Origin of the sequence: Streptomyces caelestis (assembly GCF_001279005.1) — a bacterium.
Classification (GTDB): domain Bacteria; phylum Actinomycetota; class Actinomycetes; order Streptomycetales; family Streptomycetaceae; genus Streptomyces; species Streptomyces heliomycini.
The window spans coordinates 136,988-155,041 of record NZ_LGCN01000276.1; the positions used below are offsets into that span (position 1 = coordinate 136,988).

The following is an 18,054-nucleotide window of genomic DNA, read 5'->3' on the forward strand; positions in this document are numbered from 1 at the left end:
CCTCCTTCGTGCGACCGTCGTCCGCTACGTGCGGTTGCGGGCCGAGGTGACCCGGTAGACGTCGTAGACGCCCTCCACGCCCCGTACGGCCTTCAGGACGTGGCCGAGGTGCTTCGGGTCGCCCATCTCGAAGGTGAAACGGGAGGTGGCCACACGGTCGCGGGAGGTCTGGACGGCCGCGGAGAGGATGTTGACGTGCTGGTCGGACAGCACGCGCGTGACGTCCGACAGCAGGCGGGACCGGTCGAGGGCCTCGACCTGGATGGCGACCAGGAAGACCGAGGACTGGGTGGGCGCCCACTCGACGTCGAGGATCCGCTCGGGCTCCCGGGACAGCGAGTCGACGTTGACGCAGTCGCTGCGGTGCACCGACACTCCGCTGCCCCGGGTCACGAATCCGATGATCGGGTCGCCGGGCACCGGCGTACAGCAGCGGGCCAGCTTCACCCAGACGTCCTCGACGCCCTTGACGACGACACCGGGGTCGGCGCTGGAACGGCGTTTGCGACTGCGGGCCGGCGGGACCGACTCGTCGATCTCCTCGGTGGCTGCCTCCTCGCCGCCGAGGGCCTGGACGAGCTTCTGCACGATGTTCTGCGCGGAGACATGGCCCTCGCCGATCGCCGCGTACAGCGCGGAGATGTCCGAGTAGCGCATCTCGTGCGCCAGCGTGACCAGCGAGTCGCCGGTGAGGATGCGCTGGATCGGCAGGTTCTGCTTGCGCATCGCGCGGACGATGGAGTCCTTGCCCTGCTCGATGGCCTCGTCGCGGCGCTCCTTGGAGAACCAGGCGCGGATCTTGTTGCGGGCGCGCGGCGACTTCACGAAGCCGAGCCAGTCGCGAGAAGGGCCGGCGCCGGCCGCCTTGGAGGTGAAGACCTCCACCAGGTCGCCGTTGTCGAGGGTCGACTCCAGCGGTACGAGGCGGCCGTTGACCCGTGCCCCTATGGTGCGGTGGCCGACCTCGGTGTGGACCGCGTACGCGAAGTCCACGGGGGTGGCGCCGGCGGGCAGCGCTATGACGTCGCCCTTGGGGGTGAAGACGAAGACCTCGTTGCGGGACAGGTCGAAGCGGAGCGACTCCAGGAACTCGCCGGGGTCCTCGGTCTCCTTCTGCCAGTCCAGGAGCTGCCGCAGCCACGCCATGTCGTTGATGGCGTCCTTGTCCTTGCCGGAGGACCTGGGGGCGTCGGTGCGGATCTTGGAGGCGCCGGCGACGGCCTCCTGCTTGTACTTCCAGTGCGCGGCGATGCCGTACTCGGCGCGGCGGTGCATGTCGAAGGTGCGGATCTGCAGTTCGACGGGCTTGCCGCCGGGGCCGATGACCGTCGTGTGCAGCGACTGGTACATGTTGAACTTGGGCATCGCGATGTAGTCCTTGAACCGGCCGGGGACCGGGTTCCATCGCGCGTGCACCGTGCCGAGGGCCGCGTAGCAGTCGCGGACGGTGTCCACGAGGACGCGGATGCCCACCAGGTCGTAGATCTCCGCGAAGTCGCGGCCGCGGACGATCATCTTCTGGTAGACGCTGTAGTAGTGCTTGGGGCGGCCGGTGACGGTGGCCTTGATGCGGGCGGCGCGCAGGTCCTGCTGCACCTCGTCGGTGACGATGGCCAGGTACTCGTCGCGCTTGGGCGCGCGCTCGGCGACCAGGCGGACGATCTCGTCGTACATCTTGGGGTAGAGGATCGCGAAGGCGAGGTCCTCCAGCTCCCACTTGATGGTGTTCATGCCCAGGCGGTGGGCGAGCGGCGCGTAGATCTCCAGGGTCTCGCGCGCCTTCTTCTCCTGCTTCTCGCGCTTGAGGTAGCGCATGGTGCGCATGTTGTGCAGGCGGTCGGCGAGCTTGATGACCAGGACGCGCGGGTCCTTGGCCATGGCGACGACCATCTTGCGCACGGTCTCGGCCTGCGCGGCCTCGCCGAACTTGACCTTGTCCAGCTTGGTGACGCCGTCGACGAGCAGGGTGACCACGTCGCCGAAGTCGCGGCGCAGGTCCTCCAGACCGTACTCGGTGTCCTCGACGGTGTCGTGCAGCAGGCCGGCCATCAGCGTGGCCGGGTCCATGCCCAGCTCGGCGAGGATGGTGGTGACGGCGAGCGGGTGCGTGATGTACGGGTCGCCGCTCTTGCGCTTCTGGCCGCGGTGCCAGCGTTCGGCGACCTGGTAGGCGCGCTCGATCTGGCGGAGCGTGGCGTTCTCGATCTTGGGGTCGTTGCTGCGGACGATCCGCAGCAGCGGCTCGAGGACCGGGTTGTACGGGTTCGCGCGCTGCACGCCGAGCCGGGCGAGGCGGGCGCGGACGCGGTTGGAGGAGCCGGAGCGCGGCTGGCCGGTGTTGGGGCGGGCCGGGGGCGCGGAGCGCTCGGGAGGGGACGGCTTGGGGCGCGGCTGCTCGGGCTTGTCGGCCGACGCGGACTGGGCGTGCTGGACCGGCCCACGCGTGTCGTTCTTCGCGTGGGGCGCGCTCGGCGCGGGCTTGGCCGTGGCCGCCGAGGCGGACTCGGGCTTGGCGGCGGTCAGGTGCTGGGCCTCGTCTGGCAAGAGGGCTCCTCGTGCGCGATCCGGGTCCCCGGTCAGGCTCCGGAAACCCCATGGTAGCCATCCCGTGCCCGCGGATCGCCTGCGGGCGGATGTGAGGACGGTCTACTCCTGGAACGCCCGAGGCGGGCGCCGGATTCCTCCGGGCCCGCCCGAGCGGTGTTCCCCGTGTGCGATTCGCGTGCGTCGCCGCTGGTCAGACCGTGAGCAGCGCCTCCAGCGGGGCGCCGGCCAGGGCCGGTTCCAGCCGGGCACGGCCGCCGAGGAAGCCGAGCTCCATCAGTACGGCCAGGCCCGCGACCTCGGCGCCCGCCCTGCGGATGAGCTGGACCGACGCCTCGGCGGTGCCGCCGGTGGCGAGGACGTCGTCGACCACCAGAACGCGGTCGGCGGTGGTCAGGTCCTCCGCGTGCACCTCGATCTCGGCGGAGCCGTACTCCAGGTCGTAGGCCTGGCTGAGGGTGGCTCCGGGGAGCTTGCCCGCCTTGCGCACGGGGATGAAGCCGAGACCCGCGCGGACGGCGACCGGGGCGCCGAGGATGAACCCGCGGGCCTCCAGGCCGACGACCTTGGTGGCGCCGGTGGCACGGGCGATGTCGGCCAGGACGTCGCTGAGTGCCGCGAACGCCGCGGGGTCCGCCAGGAGCGGGGTGATGTCCTTGAACATCACGCCCGGCTCCGGGTAGTCCGCCACGTCCCGGATGCGGCTGAGCAGCAGCTCTCTGATCCCGGTCATCGGCGCTTCCCGGAAGGACGGCCCCGGCCGCGGGCACGGGTCGCCGACTGGTCGCGCGGGCCGACGACCGCGGGTGCGGCGTCCTCGGACTCGTCGCCGTGGTCCTCGCCGGTGACCGGGGTCTCCCGCGTCTCCCCCGTGGCCGTACCCTGGGCGCGCTTGGCCAGGACCCGCTTCTTCAGCGACTTCATCGCCGGCTCGCGCTCCTTGAGGTCGGCGACGAGCGGGGTGGCGATGAAGATCGAGGAGTACGCGCCGGCGGCGAGGCCGACGAACAGCGACAGCGAGATGTCGTTCAGCATGCCGGCGCCGAGGACGCCGCCGCCGATGAACAGCAGGCCCGCCACCGGCAGCAGCGCGACCACCGTGGTGTTGACGGAACGGACCAGGGTGCTGTTGATGGAACGGTTGGCGATCTCGCTGTACGTCCAGCGGGTCTGCTTGGTGATGTCCTTGGTCTGTTCCTTGAGGCTGTCGAAGACGACGACCGTGTCGTACAGCGAGTAACCGAGGATGGTCAGCAGACCGATCACCGTGCCCGGCGTGACCTCGAAGCCGACGAGGGCGTAGATGCCGACGGTGATGGTGATGTCGTGGATCAGGGCGACGAACGCGGCGAGCGCCATGCGCCACTCGAAGGCGATCGCCAGGTAGATCACGACCAGGAACATGAAGATGCCGAGGCCCTGCCAGGCCTTGTTGGCGATCTGCTCACCCCAGCTGGGACCGACCAGTTCGGCGTTGATCTGCTCACTGTCGAGCTTGAGGTCCTCGGCGAGCGTGTCCTTGATCTTGTCCGACGCGCCGGTGTCGATGCCCGCGACCTGGATGCGCATGCTGCCGTCGCCGAGCTGCTGGACGATCGCGTCGTGACCGGAGGCGTCCTCCGCGTACCCCTCGGCCTGGGCGACCGAGACGCTCATGTTCTTCGGAGTGGTGAAGACCGCTCCGCCCTGGAACTCGATGCCCATGTGCAGGCCGCGCACCGCCAGGCCGAGGATGGCCGTGATGGTGATCAGGATGGAGATGCCGTACCAGATCTTGCGGTTCTTGACGAAGTCGTAGCCGACCTCGCCGTGGTGCAGTCGGGCGCCGAGGGTGCCGAGCTTCGACATCTCTCACGCCTCCTTCGTCTGGGCAGGGGCGGAGGGACGGCGGGTACGGCGCAGGGGCGGCTTCGCGCCCAGTGCCTTCGGGTCGAGACCGGACCACTTGTGGCCGCTCGCGAAGAACTTCCGGCGGGCCATCAGCGTGAGCAGCGGCTTGGTGAAGAGGAACACCACCACGACGTCGAGCACGGTGGTCAGGCCGAGCGTGAACGCGAAGCCCTGGACCTTGCCGACGGTGACGACGAAGAGCACCGCGGCGGCGAGGAACGACACGAAGTCGGAGACCAGGATGGTGCGCCGGGCGCGCGGCCAGGCCCGCTCCACGGAGGGACGCAGGGTGCGGCCCTCGCGGATCTCGTCCCGGACCCGTTCGAAGAACACGATGAACGAGTCCGCCGTGATGCCGATCGCGACGATGGCGCCGCACACGGCCGGCAGGTTCAGCGCGAAGCCGATGGTCGGGCCGAGCAGCGACATGATCACGTAGGTGAGGGCGGCGGACACCAGCAGCGACAGGATCGCGATGAAGGACAGGCCGCGGTAGTAGAACAGCAGGTAGAGGACGACCAGGGCGAGACCGATGGCACCGGCGATCAGACCGGCCTTCAGCTGTTCACCGCCGAGCGCGGCGGTGACGGTGGTGACGCTGTCCTCGCGGAAGGTCAGCGGCAGGGCGCCGTAGGACAGCATGTTGGCCAGTTCCTGCGCCGACTGCTGGTTGAAGTTGCCGGAGATCTCGGCGTTGCCGCCGGTCAGGGCCTGGCTGACGTACGGGTCGGAGACGACCTCGTTGTCCAGGACGATGGCGAACTGGTTCTGCGGGGACTGGTTCTGGGCGAGCCGGCCGGTGACGTCGGCGAACTTCTTGGCGCCCTTGTCCGTGAAGTCCATCGTGACGACCCAGCCGGCACCGGTCTGGGTGTTCAGGACGGCCTTGGCCTCGTCGACGTCCGTGCCGTCGACCGCGGCGGGGCCGAGGATGTACTTCTGCCACTGGCCCTGGGAGTTCTGGCCGCAGGCGACGGTCGAGTCGCTGGACTTGGAACCGTCACCGGCCTTGGCGCGGACGCTCTCCTTGGTGCAGTCGAGCGCGGCGTACTGCGCCTGGAGCTTGCCGTCGGCGTCGCCGGAGGTGCCGCCGGTCGCGGACGCGGAGGGGCTCGCCCCGTCCTCGGCCGTGCCGCTCGGGGCGGCGGACGGCGTCTCGTCGGCCTTCAGGGCGTCGGTGACGGCACGGCCCTGGGTGGTGGCGCTCGCCGACGGGGAGGAACCGTCGGTCGCCTTCTCCGTGGCCTTGTCGGTCGCCTTGTCCTTGCCGGAGTCCTGCTCCGAGCCGTCGCCGGTCGCGCTGGGCGTGGGAGCGGCGCCGCCACCGGCGAGTTCGGTGGCGATGACGGGGCGGAAGTAGAGCTTGGCGGTGGTGCCGACCTGTTCCCGGGCCTGCTTGGAGTTCGTGCCCTTGGGAATGTTCACGATGATGTTGCGGGTGCCCTGCGTCTGGACCTCGGCCTCGGAGACGCCCAGACCGTTGACACGCCGCTCCATGATGGAGACCGCGGTGTCCATGTTGGTCTTGTTGATCGCGGACTCCTGGCCGGCCTCGGGGACCGCCGCCAGCGTGATGCTCGTACCACCGGCCAGGTCGATGCCGAGACGCGGAGTGGTGTGCCCGGATGCGAACATGCCGCCGGTGAGCGCCACGATGGCGATCAGGATCAGAGCCAGCGAGCGCCACGGTTTGCTTGTGGCGCTCGCGTTCTGTCCCTTTTTGAGTGCTGCCACCTTCTCGTACTCCCTCTCGGGCCGCCCCGCTCCGGGTCGAGGAGCGGGCGGCCATGACATGGTGTCGGGACTCCGTGCGGGTCGGGCATGCCCCGGGGCGCGCGGGCAGCACCCGCGCGCCCCGGAACACGACTACTTCGCGTCGGAGTCGCCGTCGGACTTCTTCGACTGCGCGTCCGCCTTCGCCTCGCCGGCGGTGTCGGCGTCGGCCGGCTCGCCGGCCGCGTCCTTCTTGCCGAGGTCGACGGGCGTGTCGTCGGAGGCGGCGGCAGCGTCGGAGGAGTCGTCGGTCTCGGTGAGGGAGGAGGCGTCGTCGGGGACGACGTCGGCGTCGGACTTCAGGTCGTGCTCGATGCCGTGGACGATGCGGTTGTACTCCTCGTCGGTCAGCACGGCGCCGATCGAGTTCTTGGCGAACAGCAGCTCCACACCCGGGCCGGCGTCGAGGAGGACCGTGTCCTCACTGACCTCCTTGACCGTGGCGTACATGCCCCCGATGGTGCGGACGCCGGAACCGGGCTGCATCTGGTTCCGCATGTCGACGGCCTGCTGCTGCTTCTTCTTGGCCGACCGGGTCATCAGGAACATGGCCCCGATGAGCACAATGAACGGGAGGAGGGTCACGAGACTCACGGGTCGGAACTTCCTTCACACGACCGCGATGGTGAACGGCCTGATGGTTGGGGGTATGTACTGCCGCCGGCAAGGGTGGCATCGGCGGAGTCTAAGCGAGTCCGCGCGCAGGGAACAACGCTCAGCATCGCACCGGGGTTCCTGCCTGGGCCAACCTCCTCGCCGTCACGCCCCGAACAGGTCCCCTTGTCCGTTTGCGGAGGCCTGTGAGCGGGGCGGCGTGAGGCCGAGATGCGCCCATGCCGCCGGGGTGGCCACCCTCCCGCGCGGGGTGCGGGCGAGCAGCCCCTCCCGTACGAGGAAGGGTTCGGCCACCTCTTCCACGGTCTCACGTTCCTCCCCGACCGCGACGGACAGCGTGGAAAGGCCGACCGGTCCGCCGCCGAACAGCTTGAGCAGGGCCGTGAGGACGGCCCGGTCCAGCCGGTCGAGGCCCCGGGGATCGACCTCGTAGACGGCGAGGGCCGCCGCGGCGATGTCCTGGGTGATCAACCCGTCGGCCTTGACCTGCGCGTAGTCCCGGACGCGGCGCAGGAGGCGGTTGGCGATGCGGGGCGTGCCGCGGGACCGGCCGGCGATCTCCGCGGCGCCCTGCGGGTCGATCTCCACGTCGAGGAGGCTCGCCGAGCGGTGGACGACCCGCTCCAGCTCGGCCGGCTCGTAGAACTCCATGTGCGCGGTGAAGCCGAAGCGGTCGCGCAGCGGGGGCGGCAGCAGGCCGGCGCGGGTGGTGGCGCCGACCAGGGTGAAGGGCGGCAGTTCGAGGGGGATGGCGGTGGCGCCGGGGCCCTTGCCGACGATCACGTCGACGCGGAAGTCCTCCATCGCCATGTAGAGCATCTCCTCGGCGGGCCGGGACATGCGGTGGATCTCGTCGAGGAAGAGGACCTCGCCCTCCTGGAGGGAGGAGAGGATCGCCGCGAGGTCGCCGGCGTGCTGGATGGCGGGTCCCGAGGTGATGCGGATGGGGGCTTCCATCTCGGCGGCGATGATCATCGAGAGGGTGGTCTTGCCGAGGCCGGGGGCTCCGGAGAGCAGCACGTGGTCGGCGGTGGCCCCGCGCGCGCGTGCGGCGCGCAGCACGAGGTCGAGCTGCTCGCGGACCTTCTCCTGGCCGATGAACTCGCCCAGGTCCTTGGGGCGCAGGGCGGCCTCGACGGCTTGGTCCTCGCGGTCGGCGGACGCACCGACGAGCCGCTCCTCGGCGGGGGTGTCGGTGGTGTCGTCCCAGTTCATGTGCGTGTGCCTCAGCTCTTCGTACGGACCGGGGGCGGGGCTATCGGGCGCGGTTCAGCGTCTGCAGGGCCGCCTTCAGCAGCTGCCCCACCTGCGGGGCGCCCCCGGCGGCCTCCGCCTGGGGCGCCACGGCGGACACGGCCTCGTCGGCCTCGCGGGTCGCGTACCCGAGGCCGATCAGGGCGGCGTGCAGCTGGTCGCGCCAGCCGCTGGTGACCGGTGCGCCGACGGCGGGGGCGCCGAGCGGCTCGCCGAGGCGGTCCTTCAGCTCCAGGAGCAGCTTCTGGGCGCCCTTCTTGCCGATGCCGGGAACGGCGGTCAGCGCCTTCTCGTCCCCGGTGGAGACGGCTCTGCGCAGGGCGTCGGGGGTGTGCACGGCGAGCATCGCCTGGGCCAGCCGGGGGCCGACGCCGCTGGCGGTCTGGAGCAGCACGAAGACCTGGCGCTCGTCGTCGTCGGCGAAGCCGTACAGGGTCAGCGAGTCCTCGCGGACGACGAGGGAGGTGGCGAGTTTCGCGGGCTGTCCGACGCGGAGCGTGGAGAGCGTGTTCGGCGTGCACTGGACGGCCATGCCGACCCCGCCGACCTCGACCACCGCGGTGTCGGGAGCGAGGGCGGCGACCGTGCCGCTGACGAAGGCGATCATGCCGTACGGCCTTTCGACGGGTGTGGGGCGCGGGAGGCTTTCGAGGTGTGCCGGGCGACGGCCTGCTGGAGCCGGTTCTGCGCGGGGGCGCGCCAGATGTGGCAGATGGCGAGCGCGAGGGCGTCGGCGGCGTCCGCGGGCTTCGGCGGCGCGTCCAGCCGCAGCAGGCGGGTGACCATGGCGCCGACCTGGGCCTTGTCCGCGCGGCCCGAGCCGGTGACGGCGGCCTTGACCTCACTGGGCGTGTGCAGGGCGACGGGGATGCCACGGCGGGAGGCGCACAGGATGGCGACGGCACTGGCCTGGGCGGTACCCATCACCGTGCGCACGTTGTGCTGGCTGAAGACGCGCTCCACGGCGACGTACTCGGGCCGGTACTCGTCCAGCCACTGTTCGAGGCCCTGCTCGACGGCGACGAGGCGGTGGCCGAGGTCGGCGTCCGCCGGTGTGCGGACGACTCCCACGCCGCGCATGGTGAGCGGTCCGCCCGCGACGCCCTCGACGACGCCGACACCGCACCGGGTCAGCCCCGGGTCCACCCCCAGTACGCGCACGCGCCGCCCCTTTTCCCTCGATCACCTGTTTGTGCAGGCTATCGGGTGCCACTGACAAAGCGACGGGCCGACGGAAGTGTCCCGCCGGCCCGCTGGGCAGTGGACGCGTTACGCGTCGACCTTCTCCATGATCTCGTCGCTCACGTCGAAGTTGGCGAAGACGTTCTGCACGTCGTCGCTGTCCTCCAGCGCGTCGATGAGCTTGAAGATCTTCTTGGCGCCCTCCTCGTCCAGCTCGACCTGCATGGTCGGGACGAAGTTGGCCTCGGCGGAGTCGTAGTCGATCCCGGCGTCCTGCAGGGCGGTGCGCACGGCGACCATGTCGCTGGCCTCGCTGAGCACCTCGAAGTTCTCGCCGAGGTCGTTGACCTCCTCCGCGCCCGCGTCCAGGACGGCGGCGAGGACGTCGTCCTCGGTCAGCTCGCCCTTGGGGACGATCACCACGCCCTTGCGGTTGAACAGGTACGACACCGAGCCCGGGTCGGCCATGGAGCCGCCGTTGCGGGTCATGGCGACGCGCACGTCCGAGGCGGCGCGGTTGCGGTTGTCGGTGAGGCACTCGATGAGCACCGCGACACCGTTCGGACCGTAACCCTCGTACATGATCGTCTCGTAGTCGGCGCCACCGGCCTCGAGACCGCCACCGCGCTTGATGGCGGAGTCGATGTTCTTGTTCGGCACCGACTGCTTCTTGGCCTTCTGGACGGCGTCGTAGAGCGTGGGGTTGCCCTCCAGATCGACACCGCCCATACGCGCGGCGACCTCGATGTTCTTGATCAGCTTCGCGAAGAGCTTGCCGCGCTTGGCATCGATCACGGCCTTCTTGTGCTTCGTCGTGGCCCATTTAGAGTGGCCGGACATCTGCCTGTCTCCTTCGCGTAACCCATCTCTGCAACGAACGCAGGAATCCTACAAGGACTCGGCCGCCCGGCACGCGCGCACCATGTCGACGAAGAGGCCGTGCACACGGTGATCGCCGGTCAGTTCCGGGTGGAACGACGTGGCCAGCGCGTTGCCCTGACGGACGGCGACGAGGTGGCCGCCGTGCTCGGCGAGCACCTCGGCCCCGGCGCCGACGGACTCCACCCAGGGGGCGCGGATGAAGACGCCCTCCACGGGACCGCCCTCGACGCCCTTGACGTCGACCGCGGCCTCGAAGGACTCGTTCTGCCGTCCGAAGGCGTTGCGGCGCACGATCATGTCGATGCCGCCGACGGTCTCCTGGCCCGAGCGCGGGTCGAGGATCTTGTCGGCCAGCATGATCATGCCCGCGCAGGTGCCGTAGACGGGCATGCCGTCGCGGACGCGTGCGCGCAGCGGCTCCATCAGGCCGAAGAGCACGGCCAGTTTGGAGATCGTGGTGGACTCCCCGCCCGGGACGACCAGGCCGTCGACCTCGGCGAGTTCCTCGGGCCGCCTGACCGGCCCGGCCGCGGCGCCGGCCGCGGCCAGGGCGGTGAGGTGCTCCCGTACGTCGCCCTGGAGGGCCAGGACGCCTATGACAGGTGCGTCGCTCACGGGTGGGTCACCAGCCGCGGTTGGCGTAGCGCTCGGTCTCGGGGAGGGTGTCGCAGTTGATGCCGACCATGGCCTCGCCGAGGTTGCGGGACGCGTCCGCGATGATCTTCGGGTCGTCGTAGAAGGTGGTCGCCTTGACGATGGCGGCGGCGCGCTTGGCCGGGTCGCCGGACTTGAAGATGCCGGAGCCGACGAAGACGCCCTCGGCGCCGAGCTGGCGCATCAGCGCCGCGTCGGCCGGGGTGGCCACGCCGCCGGCGGAGAAGAGGACCACGGGGAGCTTGCCCAGCGCGGCGACCTCCTTGACCAGCTCGTACGGGGCGCGCAGCTCCTTGGCGGCGGCGTACAGCTCGTTGTTGTCGTAACCGCGCAGGCGGGCGATCTCGTTCTTGATCTGACGCAGGTGGCGTACGGCCTCGACGACGTTGCCGGTGCCGGCCTCGCCCTTGGAGCGGATCATGGCGGCGCCCTCGGCGATCCGGCGCAGGGCCTCGCCCAGGTTGGTGGCGCCGCAGACGAACGGGGTGGTGAAGGCCCACTTGTCGGAGTGGTTGACCTCGTCGGCCGGGGTGAGGACCTCGGACTCGTCGATGTAGTCGACGCCGAGGGACTGCAGCACCTGGGCCTCGACGAAGTGGCCGATGCGGGACTTGGCCATCACGGGGATGGAGACCGCGTCGATGATGCCCTCGATCATGTCCGGGTCGGACATCCGGGCCACGCCGCCGTCCTTGCGGATGTCGGCCGGGACCCGCTCCAGGGCCATGACGGCGACGGCGCCCGCGTCCTCGGCGATCTTGGCCTGCTCCGGCGTGACGACGTCCATGATCACGCCGCCCTTGAGCTGTTCGGCCATGCCGCGCTTCACGCGGGCGGTACCGGTCTCGGGACCCTGGTTTTCGGAGAGCGTGCTGGACACGAATGACCTCGCTGAAGGGGGAGGGGATCTCTGCAGCACCGAGGAAACGTGAACGGAGCAGTCCACAGCAAGGGCCAATGAGGAGCCGGTGGATCGTTTTCGGGCGAAGCGGTCTCCCGCGCGGAGCGTTCCGGGCCGTTACGCGGCCCGCTCGATCAGCGCGGCCGGCGGCTCGTCGTCCATCTCGAAGGCCATCGGGAAGGGCGCGTGTCCGGCCAGCCGGAACCAGCGCACCTTGCGGTGCCGTCGCAGCGCCCGTGCCGCCCGTACGGCGTCGTTGTGGAAGCGGCGGGCCATCGGCACCCTGCGCACCGCCTCGGCGAGCTCCAGGGCCGTCTCCTCTCCCCCGGGCGCCTCCCGGACCACGTCCACCTGCTGCGCGTCGCCGAGCACCGCGCGCAGTGCCTGGCTGAGCTCGCTCTCCGCGACCTCGCGCTGCTCCTCGACCGCCTGCCGCGCGGCGTGCGCGGCCTCGTAGAGCACGATCGACGCGGCGGGGTCGAGCACGCCCGAGGTGGCCAGTTCCTGGGCCACGGAGGCACGGCGCAGCAGCTGGGCGTCGAGCGCGGCCCGGGCGGCGTCGATCCGGGCGTGCAGCCGGTCCAGGCGTCCCGCCGTCCAGCTCAGGTAGAGGCCGATGGCGACGAGGGCGACGAGGGCGACGAGGGTCCAGGCGAGGGTTGCGGTCACGGGCGGCAAGGCTACCGGGGGCGTCCTCGGGGACCGCGCCGCCGGGCCCCCTTCGGGCCTCAGTCCCTGGCCAGGCCCAGCCGGGCCCTCAGCCCCGTCGCGCGGTCGTCCGTCGCCACCGCCGCCGCGCCCGCCGTCACCGTCTCGTAGACCGACAGGATGTCCGCGCCGACCGTCGACCAGTCGAAGCGGCGGACGTGGGCGCTGCCGCGTTCGCGGAGCTCCGCGCGGCGTTCCGGGTCCTCCAGGAGCCGTACCGCCGCCTGCGCGAGCGCGTCCGGGTCCTCGTTGGCGAACAGCTCGCCCGCCGCCCCTTGGTCGAGGACCTGGGCGAACGCGTCCAGGTCGGAGGCGAGCACCGGCGCGCCCGCCGACATCGCCTCGACCAGGATGATGCCGAAGCTCTCCCCGCCGGTGTTGGGCGCCACGTACAGGTCGACGCTGCGCAGGAAGCGGGCCTTGTCCTCGTCGCTGACCATGCCGAGGAACTCCACGCGCGGGCGCAGCTCCCGGGGCAGCGACTCGACCGCCTCCTCCTCGTCGCCGCGCCCGGCGACCAGCAGTCGCGTCCGCGGCCGGGCGGCGAGGATCTTCGGCAGGGCCTTCATCAGCACCGGCAGGCCCTTGCGGGGCTCGTCGATCCGGCCGATGAAGCCGATGGTGTCGCCCTGCCACTCGGGCCGGGGTTCGGCCTTGGCGAAGAAGTCGACGTCGACGCCGTTGGGGATGACCACCGCGTCGCCGCCCAGGTGTTCGACGAGGGTGCGGCGGGCGTACTCGCTGACCGCGATCCGCGCGCTGATCTTCTCCAGGGCGGCCTGGAGGATCGCGTACGCGGCGATCATCGCGCGGGAGCGCGGGTTGGAGGTGTGGAAGGTGGCGACGATCGGCCCCTCGGCCGCCCAGCAGGTCAGCAGGCCGAGCGAGGGCGAGGTCGGTTCGTGGATGTGGACGACGTCGAAGGCGCCCTCGTGCAGCCAGCGCCGTACCCGCGCGGCGGACAGGAAGCCGAAGTTGAGCCGGGCCACCGACCCGTTGTACGGCACCGGCACCGCGCGGCCGGCCGAGACGACGTACGGCGGCAGCGGGGTGTCGTCGTCGGCCGGGGCGAGGACGGACACCTCGTGGCCGAGCCGGATGAAGTACTCGGCCAGGTCACGGATGTGGAACTGGACGCCTCCCGGCACGTCCCAGGAGTACGGGCAGACGATGCCGATCCTCACGAGGTCCCCTTCCGGTCCTGCCCGGGGGCGGTCGCGGGCCCCCGCGCGGGGTCGAGGTCCCTCAGCCACAAGCGCTGCAGCATGTGCCAGTCCTCCGGATGGTCGGCGATCCCCGTGGCGAAGGCGTCGGCCAGCGCCTGTGTCATGACGGACGTCTTCTCGGGGCGCGTACCTGACGCGGGGACCTCGACCGGCGGATGCACCCGGCCGCGCATCACCGGCGAGTCGTCGTACCAGAGGGTCACCGGCAGCAGCCGGGCCCCGGTCTGCTGGGCGAGCAGGGCGGGTCCGGCCGGCATCGGGGCGGTCTCGCCGAAGAAGTCGACCTCGACGCCGGAGGAGGACAGGTCGCGGTCGGCGACCAGGCAGACCAGGCCGCCGTCGCGCAGCCGCCGGGCCAGGGTGCCGAAGGCGGAGCCGCCGCTGTGCGGGAGCACCTCCATGCCGAGGCCCTCGCGGTAGGCGACGAAACGGTCGTACAGCGTCTCCGGCTTCAGCCGCTCGGCGACGGTGGTGAACGGTATGCCCAGCTTCGTGGTGACCCAGGCGCCGGCGAGGTCCCAGTTGGCGAGGTGCGGCAGCGCGAGGACGACGCCCTTGCCGGCCGCCATGCCCTCGGTCAGGTGGTGGAGGTCCTTGACGTCGAGGCCGTCCGCGATGCGCTCGGGGCTCCAGGCGGGCAGCCGGAAGGACTCCATCCAGTAGCGCAGGTACGACCGCATGCCCGCGCGGGAGAGCTCGGCCAGCCGCTCCGGGCCCGCGTCCGGCACGACGCGCGCGTAGTTGCTCTCCAGCCGGAGCACGCCCTTGCCGCGCCGCTTCCACGCGAGGTCGGCGATGCTCCGGCCGAGACGGACGGCGACGGGCTCGGGGAGCTTCTTGACGGTGCTCCAGCCGGCGCCGTACAGGGCGTCGGCCAGCCGCTCCTGGGCGCTCACTTCGCGGCCTCGCTCCCCCGGGCCCCCTGCCGCTCCGCGGCCTCCGCCTCGGCGGACTCCCGGCGCACGGTGACCACCCGCTGGATCAGCGTGACCAGGCTGCCGACGGCGACGATCCACAGGGCGACCGGCAGCAGGTACTGGATGCCGGGCACACCGAACGCGTGCAGGCCCGCCAGACCGGCCGCGACCAGCGAGACCACCAGCCGTTCGGCCCGCTCGACCAGCCCGTTGACGGCGACCGGCAGGCCGATCGACTCGCCGCGCGCCTTGGTGTACGACACCACCTGGCCGCTGGCCAGACAGAAGATCGACACCGCGCACAGGGCGACGTCGTCGCCGCCCCCGGCGTACCAGAGGGCGAAGCCGCCGAAGATCGCTCCGTCGGCGACCCGGTCCAGGGTCGAGTCCAGGAAGGCGCCCCAGCGGCTGGAGCGGCCCAGCTGGCGGGCCATGTTGCCGTCGACGAGGTCGGAGAACACGAACAGCGTGATCACGACCGTGCCCCAGAAGAACTCACCCATGGGGTAGAAGACCAGCGCGCCCGCGACCACTCCCGCGGTGCCGATGAGCGTGACCGTGTCGGGGCTGACCCCCCGCCGGATGAGAAACGCGGCGAACGGTGTGAGGACACGCGTGAAGAATGCACGCGCGTACTTGTTCAGCATGGCCTTCCCGACGGTCGGTGAGGCCGCGCGGCCCCTGCTGGCCACCCGGCGGGCCCAATCGTAGCCACGCGCACGCGCGGGCGACGGCGGGGCACCCGTACGCCCGCGCGGGGGGCGGACCCCTGTCCGACGGATCGTGCCGCGGACGCGGTGCCCGGCGCGCGCTTCCCGCTGCCCGAAGGGCGTGGGCGGTGCCCCGGCCGCGTCGTCGTCGCCCGCCGGTCCCACGCCCTGCTCCGTCCGGGCGGCGGGACTCCCCCTGCCCGGGTCGCCCCCGCCGCCCGGCTCCCCGGGCCGCGGGACACGCCTTTGCGAGGGGGCCGGACGCCGGGATCACGTCCTTCGTATGGACGCACCGTGACGGGAGTGGAAAGCTCGAAGGACCGCGGGCGTCGCCGGAGCCGCACCGCACGCGGATTCCGCGGGTCCGCGCCCACAGTGACCTCACCGTGCACGGGAGGCAGGATCATGGGCGACAAGGCGCACACACACCCCGGAGCCGCCGGCAGGGCGCAGGCGGCCGGTCACCCCACGTCCGTACGGAACGTGGTGCTGGTCGGCCCCTCCGGATCGGGCAAGACGACTCTGGTGGAGGCTCTCGCGCTGACCGCGGGGGCGGTGAACCGGGCGGGCCGCGTGGAGGACGGCGGCACCGTCTCCGACTACGACGACATCGCGCACCGGCAGCAGCGCTCCGTACAGCTCTCCCTGGTGCCCCTCGAATGGGACGGCGTCAAGGTCAACCTGCTGGACACTCCCGGATACGCCGACTTCGTCGGGGAGCTCAGGGCCGGTCTGCGGGCGGCGGACGCGGCCCTCTTCGTCGTCTCGGCCTCGGACGGCGTGGACGGCTCGACCCGCATGGTGTGGGACGAGTGCGCGGCGGTCGGCATGCCGCGCGCCATCGTCGTCACGCACCTGGAGGCGGCCCGGGCGGACTTCGAGGAGATGACCCGCGTCTGCGCGGAGACGTTCGGCGGCGACGACCCCGACGCCGTGCTGCCGCTGTACCTGCCGCTGCACGGCCCGGAGGGACCCGACGGGCACGCACCCGTGACGGGTCTGACCGGACTGCTGTCACGGAAGCTGTTCGACTACTCCACCGGCGAGCGCGAGGAGTCCGAGCCCGACGGTGAGCGGCTGCCGCCGCTCGAGGAGGCCCGTGGCCGGCTCATCGAGGGGATCATCGCCGAAAGTGAGGACGAGACCCTCATGGACCGCTATCTCGGCGGCGAGCAGGTCGACGTCGAGACGCTGATCGGGGACCTGGAACGGGCGGTCGCGCGCGGGGCGTTCTTCCCCGTCCTGGCCGCCGCGCCCGCCGCCGACGGCGCGCGCCAGGGACTCGGCACGGTCGAACTGCTGGACTTGGTCACCGGCGGCTTCCCGACCCCGCTGGAGCACGGCGCCCCGAACGTGACCACCCTCGACGGCAGGCCGCGCGAGCTGGAACCGTGCGACCCGGACGCCCCGCTGGTCGCGGAGGTCGTGAAGACCTCCTCCGACCCGTACGTCGGCCGGCTCTCCCTGGTCCGGCTCTTCTCCGGCACCCTGCGCGCCGACCAGACCGTGCACGTCTCCGGGCACGGTCTCGCCGACCGCGGCCACGAGGACCACGACGTCGACGAACGGATCGGCGCCCTGTCCACGCCGTTCGGCAAACAGCAGCGGCCCGTCTCCCACGTCATCGCGGGCGACCTCGCGTGCGTGGCGAAGCTCAGCCGCGCGGAGACCGGGGACACCCTGTCCGCCAAGGACGACCCGCTCCTCGTGGAGCCGTGGGACATGCCCGACCCGTTGCTGCCGCTGGCCATCCAGGCGCACAGCAAACCCGACGAGGACAAGCTCTCGCAAGGGCTGTCCCGGCTGGTGGCCGAGGACCCGACGATGCGGCTGGAACAGAACCAGGACACCCACCAGGTGGTGCTGTGGTGCCTGGGCGAGGCACACGCGGACGTGGCCCTGGAGCGGCTGCGCGGCCGCTACGGCGTCCAGGTCGACGTCGTGCCCCACCGCGTGTCGCTCAGGGAGACCTTCGGCGGCAGGGCGGCCGGGCGCGGCCGGCACGTCAAGCAGTCCGGCGGACACGGACAGTTCGCCATCTGCGAGATCGAGGTGGAGCCGCTGCCGAACGGCTCGGGCATCGAGTTCGTCGACAAGGTGGTCGGCGGAGCGGTGCCGCGCCAGTTCATCCCCTCCGTCGAGAAGGGCGTACGGACCCAGGCCCTCAAGGGGGTCGCCGCGGGACATCCGCTCATCGACGTGCGGGTGACCCTGCTGGACGGCAAGGCGCACTCGGTGGACTCCTCCGACGCCGCGTTCCAGACGGCCGGCGCGCTGGCCCTGCGGGAGGCGGCCGTGGACGCGAGGATCCATCTGCTGGAGCCGGTGGCCGAGGTGAGCGTCCTGGTCGGCGACGACTACGTCGGCCCCGTGATGAGCGACCTGTCCGGCCGGCGCGGCCGGGTGCTCGGCACCGAGCAGTCGCCCGGCGGACGCACCCTCGTCAAGGCCGAGGTCCCGGAGATCGAGATCGACCGGTACGCCGTCGACCTGCGCTCCCTCGCGCACGGCACCGCCCGGTTCAGCCGTCGGTACGCGCGGCACGAACCCATGCCGCCGCACGTGGCGGAGCGGGTCAGGGAAGAGGCGCGTGCCGCCTCGTAGCGGGCTCCGGGCGCCCCCGGTGAGTCGGTGTGCGCCCGCGTGCGCCTCTTGTGCCGGGACGACTTCGGAATGCTTCACTCCGTGGTGGCGGACGGCTTCGGCCGTCCGCCGACGGACGACCGTGGGTACGGATACGCTGAAGACCTGATCAACAGGTGTGCGCAGCAGGGAAGTCGGGAAGGCCGCAAGACGAC

At 71.4% G+C, this 18,054-nt stretch carries 16 protein-coding genes; 1 reads left to right on the plus strand and 15 read right to left on the minus strand.

Annotated elements, in window-relative coordinates:
* Positions 1 to 24: 24 nt before the first annotated feature.
* From relA to pgsA, 15 genes are all read right to left on the minus strand, one after another.
* Positions 25 to 2,544 carry a GTP pyrophosphokinase gene (relA, locus tag ADK41_RS37800; protein ID WP_030832502.1) on the minus strand — a complete coding sequence of 840 codons (2,520 nt, stop codon included), beginning with the start codon at positions 2,542 to 2,544 and terminating at the stop codon, positions 25 to 27.
* A gap of 193 nt (positions 2,545 to 2,737) precedes the next feature.
* Positions 2,738 to 3,277, minus strand: coding sequence for an adenine phosphoribosyltransferase (locus ADK41_RS37805; protein WP_030832500.1), 540 nt, complete (start codon positions 3,275 to 3,277; stop codon positions 2,738 to 2,740).
* On the minus strand, positions 3,274 to 4,392 hold the full coding sequence (gene secF, locus ADK41_RS37810; protein WP_030832497.1) for a protein translocase subunit SecF: 1,119 nt from the start codon (positions 4,390 to 4,392) through the stop codon (positions 3,274 to 3,276). Before secF ends, ADK41_RS37805 begins: the two co-directional genes overlap by 4 nt.
* A 3-nt stretch (positions 4,393 to 4,395) precedes the next feature.
* Positions 4,396 to 6,168, minus strand: coding sequence for a protein translocase subunit SecD (gene secD / locus ADK41_RS37815; protein ID WP_030832494.1), 1,773 nt, complete (start codon positions 6,166 to 6,168; stop codon positions 4,396 to 4,398).
* 132 nt (positions 6,169 to 6,300) lie between these two features.
* Positions 6,301 to 6,801, minus strand: a complete 501-nt coding sequence (yajC, locus tag ADK41_RS37820) for a preprotein translocase subunit YajC (protein ID WP_030832491.1) — start codon at positions 6,799 to 6,801, stop codon at positions 6,301 to 6,303.
* A gap of 165 nt (positions 6,802 to 6,966) precedes the next feature.
* Positions 6,967 to 8,037, minus strand: a complete 1,071-nt coding sequence (gene ruvB, locus ADK41_RS37825; RefSeq protein WP_030832488.1) for a Holliday junction branch migration DNA helicase RuvB — start codon at positions 8,035 to 8,037, stop codon at positions 6,967 to 6,969.
* 40 nt (positions 8,038 to 8,077) lie between these two features.
* Positions 8,078 to 8,683 (minus strand): Holliday junction branch migration protein RuvA, encoded by a 606-nt coding sequence (ruvA, locus tag ADK41_RS37830; RefSeq protein WP_030832486.1) that lies wholly within the window; start codon positions 8,681 to 8,683, stop codon positions 8,078 to 8,080.
* The gene (gene ruvC, locus ADK41_RS37835) at positions 8,680 to 9,237 is read right to left on the minus strand and encodes a crossover junction endodeoxyribonuclease RuvC (RefSeq protein ID WP_030832483.1); all 558 of its coding nucleotides are present in this window, start codon (positions 9,235 to 9,237) and stop codon (positions 8,680 to 8,682) included. The genes ruvA and ruvC overlap by 4 nt, the downstream gene beginning before the upstream one ends.
* 108 nt (positions 9,238 to 9,345) lie before the next feature.
* Positions 9,346 to 10,098: a YebC/PmpR family DNA-binding transcriptional regulator gene (locus ADK41_RS37840; RefSeq protein ID WP_030832480.1), complete on the minus strand. Its 753-nt coding sequence runs from the start codon at positions 10,096 to 10,098 to the stop codon at positions 9,346 to 9,348.
* A 48-nt stretch (positions 10,099 to 10,146) separates the two neighbouring features.
* Complete coding sequence (gene pdxT, locus ADK41_RS37845) at positions 10,147 to 10,755, minus strand: pyridoxal 5'-phosphate synthase glutaminase subunit PdxT (protein WP_030832478.1); 609 nt, start codon at positions 10,753 to 10,755, stop codon at positions 10,147 to 10,149.
* A 7-nt stretch (positions 10,756 to 10,762) separates the two neighbouring features.
* Positions 10,763 to 11,674, minus strand: a complete 912-nt coding sequence (pdxS, locus tag ADK41_RS37850; protein WP_030832476.1) for a pyridoxal 5'-phosphate synthase lyase subunit PdxS — start codon at positions 11,672 to 11,674, stop codon at positions 10,763 to 10,765.
* A gap of 138 nt (positions 11,675 to 11,812) precedes the next feature.
* Positions 11,813 to 12,364 (minus strand): hypothetical protein, encoded by a 552-nt coding sequence (locus ADK41_RS37855; protein ID WP_030832474.1) that lies wholly within the window; start codon positions 12,362 to 12,364, stop codon positions 11,813 to 11,815.
* A gap of 59 nt (positions 12,365 to 12,423) precedes the next feature.
* The gene (locus ADK41_RS37860) at positions 12,424 to 13,587 is read right to left on the minus strand and encodes a glycosyltransferase family 4 protein (RefSeq protein WP_030832472.1); all 1,164 of its coding nucleotides are present in this window, start codon (positions 13,585 to 13,587) and stop codon (positions 12,424 to 12,426) included.
* Positions 13,584 to 14,525 carry a phosphatidylinositol mannoside acyltransferase gene (locus tag ADK41_RS37865; protein WP_030832470.1) on the minus strand — a complete coding sequence of 314 codons (942 nt, stop codon included), beginning with the start codon at positions 14,523 to 14,525 and terminating at the stop codon, positions 13,584 to 13,586. Before ADK41_RS37865 ends, ADK41_RS37860 begins: the two co-directional genes overlap by 4 nt.
* Positions 14,522 to 15,193 (minus strand): phosphatidylinositol phosphate synthase, encoded by a 672-nt coding sequence (gene pgsA, locus ADK41_RS37870; RefSeq protein ID WP_030832467.1) that lies wholly within the window; start codon positions 15,191 to 15,193, stop codon positions 14,522 to 14,524. Before pgsA ends, ADK41_RS37865 begins: the two co-directional genes overlap by 4 nt.
* A 468-nt stretch (positions 15,194 to 15,661) precedes the next feature.
* On the opposite strand from pgsA, the gene ADK41_RS37875 reads away from it, so the two are divergent.
* Positions 15,662 to 17,860, plus strand: a complete 2,199-nt coding sequence (locus ADK41_RS37875; protein WP_030832464.1) for an elongation factor G-like protein EF-G2 — start codon at positions 15,662 to 15,664, stop codon at positions 17,858 to 17,860.
* The last annotated feature ends 194 nt before the right edge of the window (positions 17,861 to 18,054 follow it).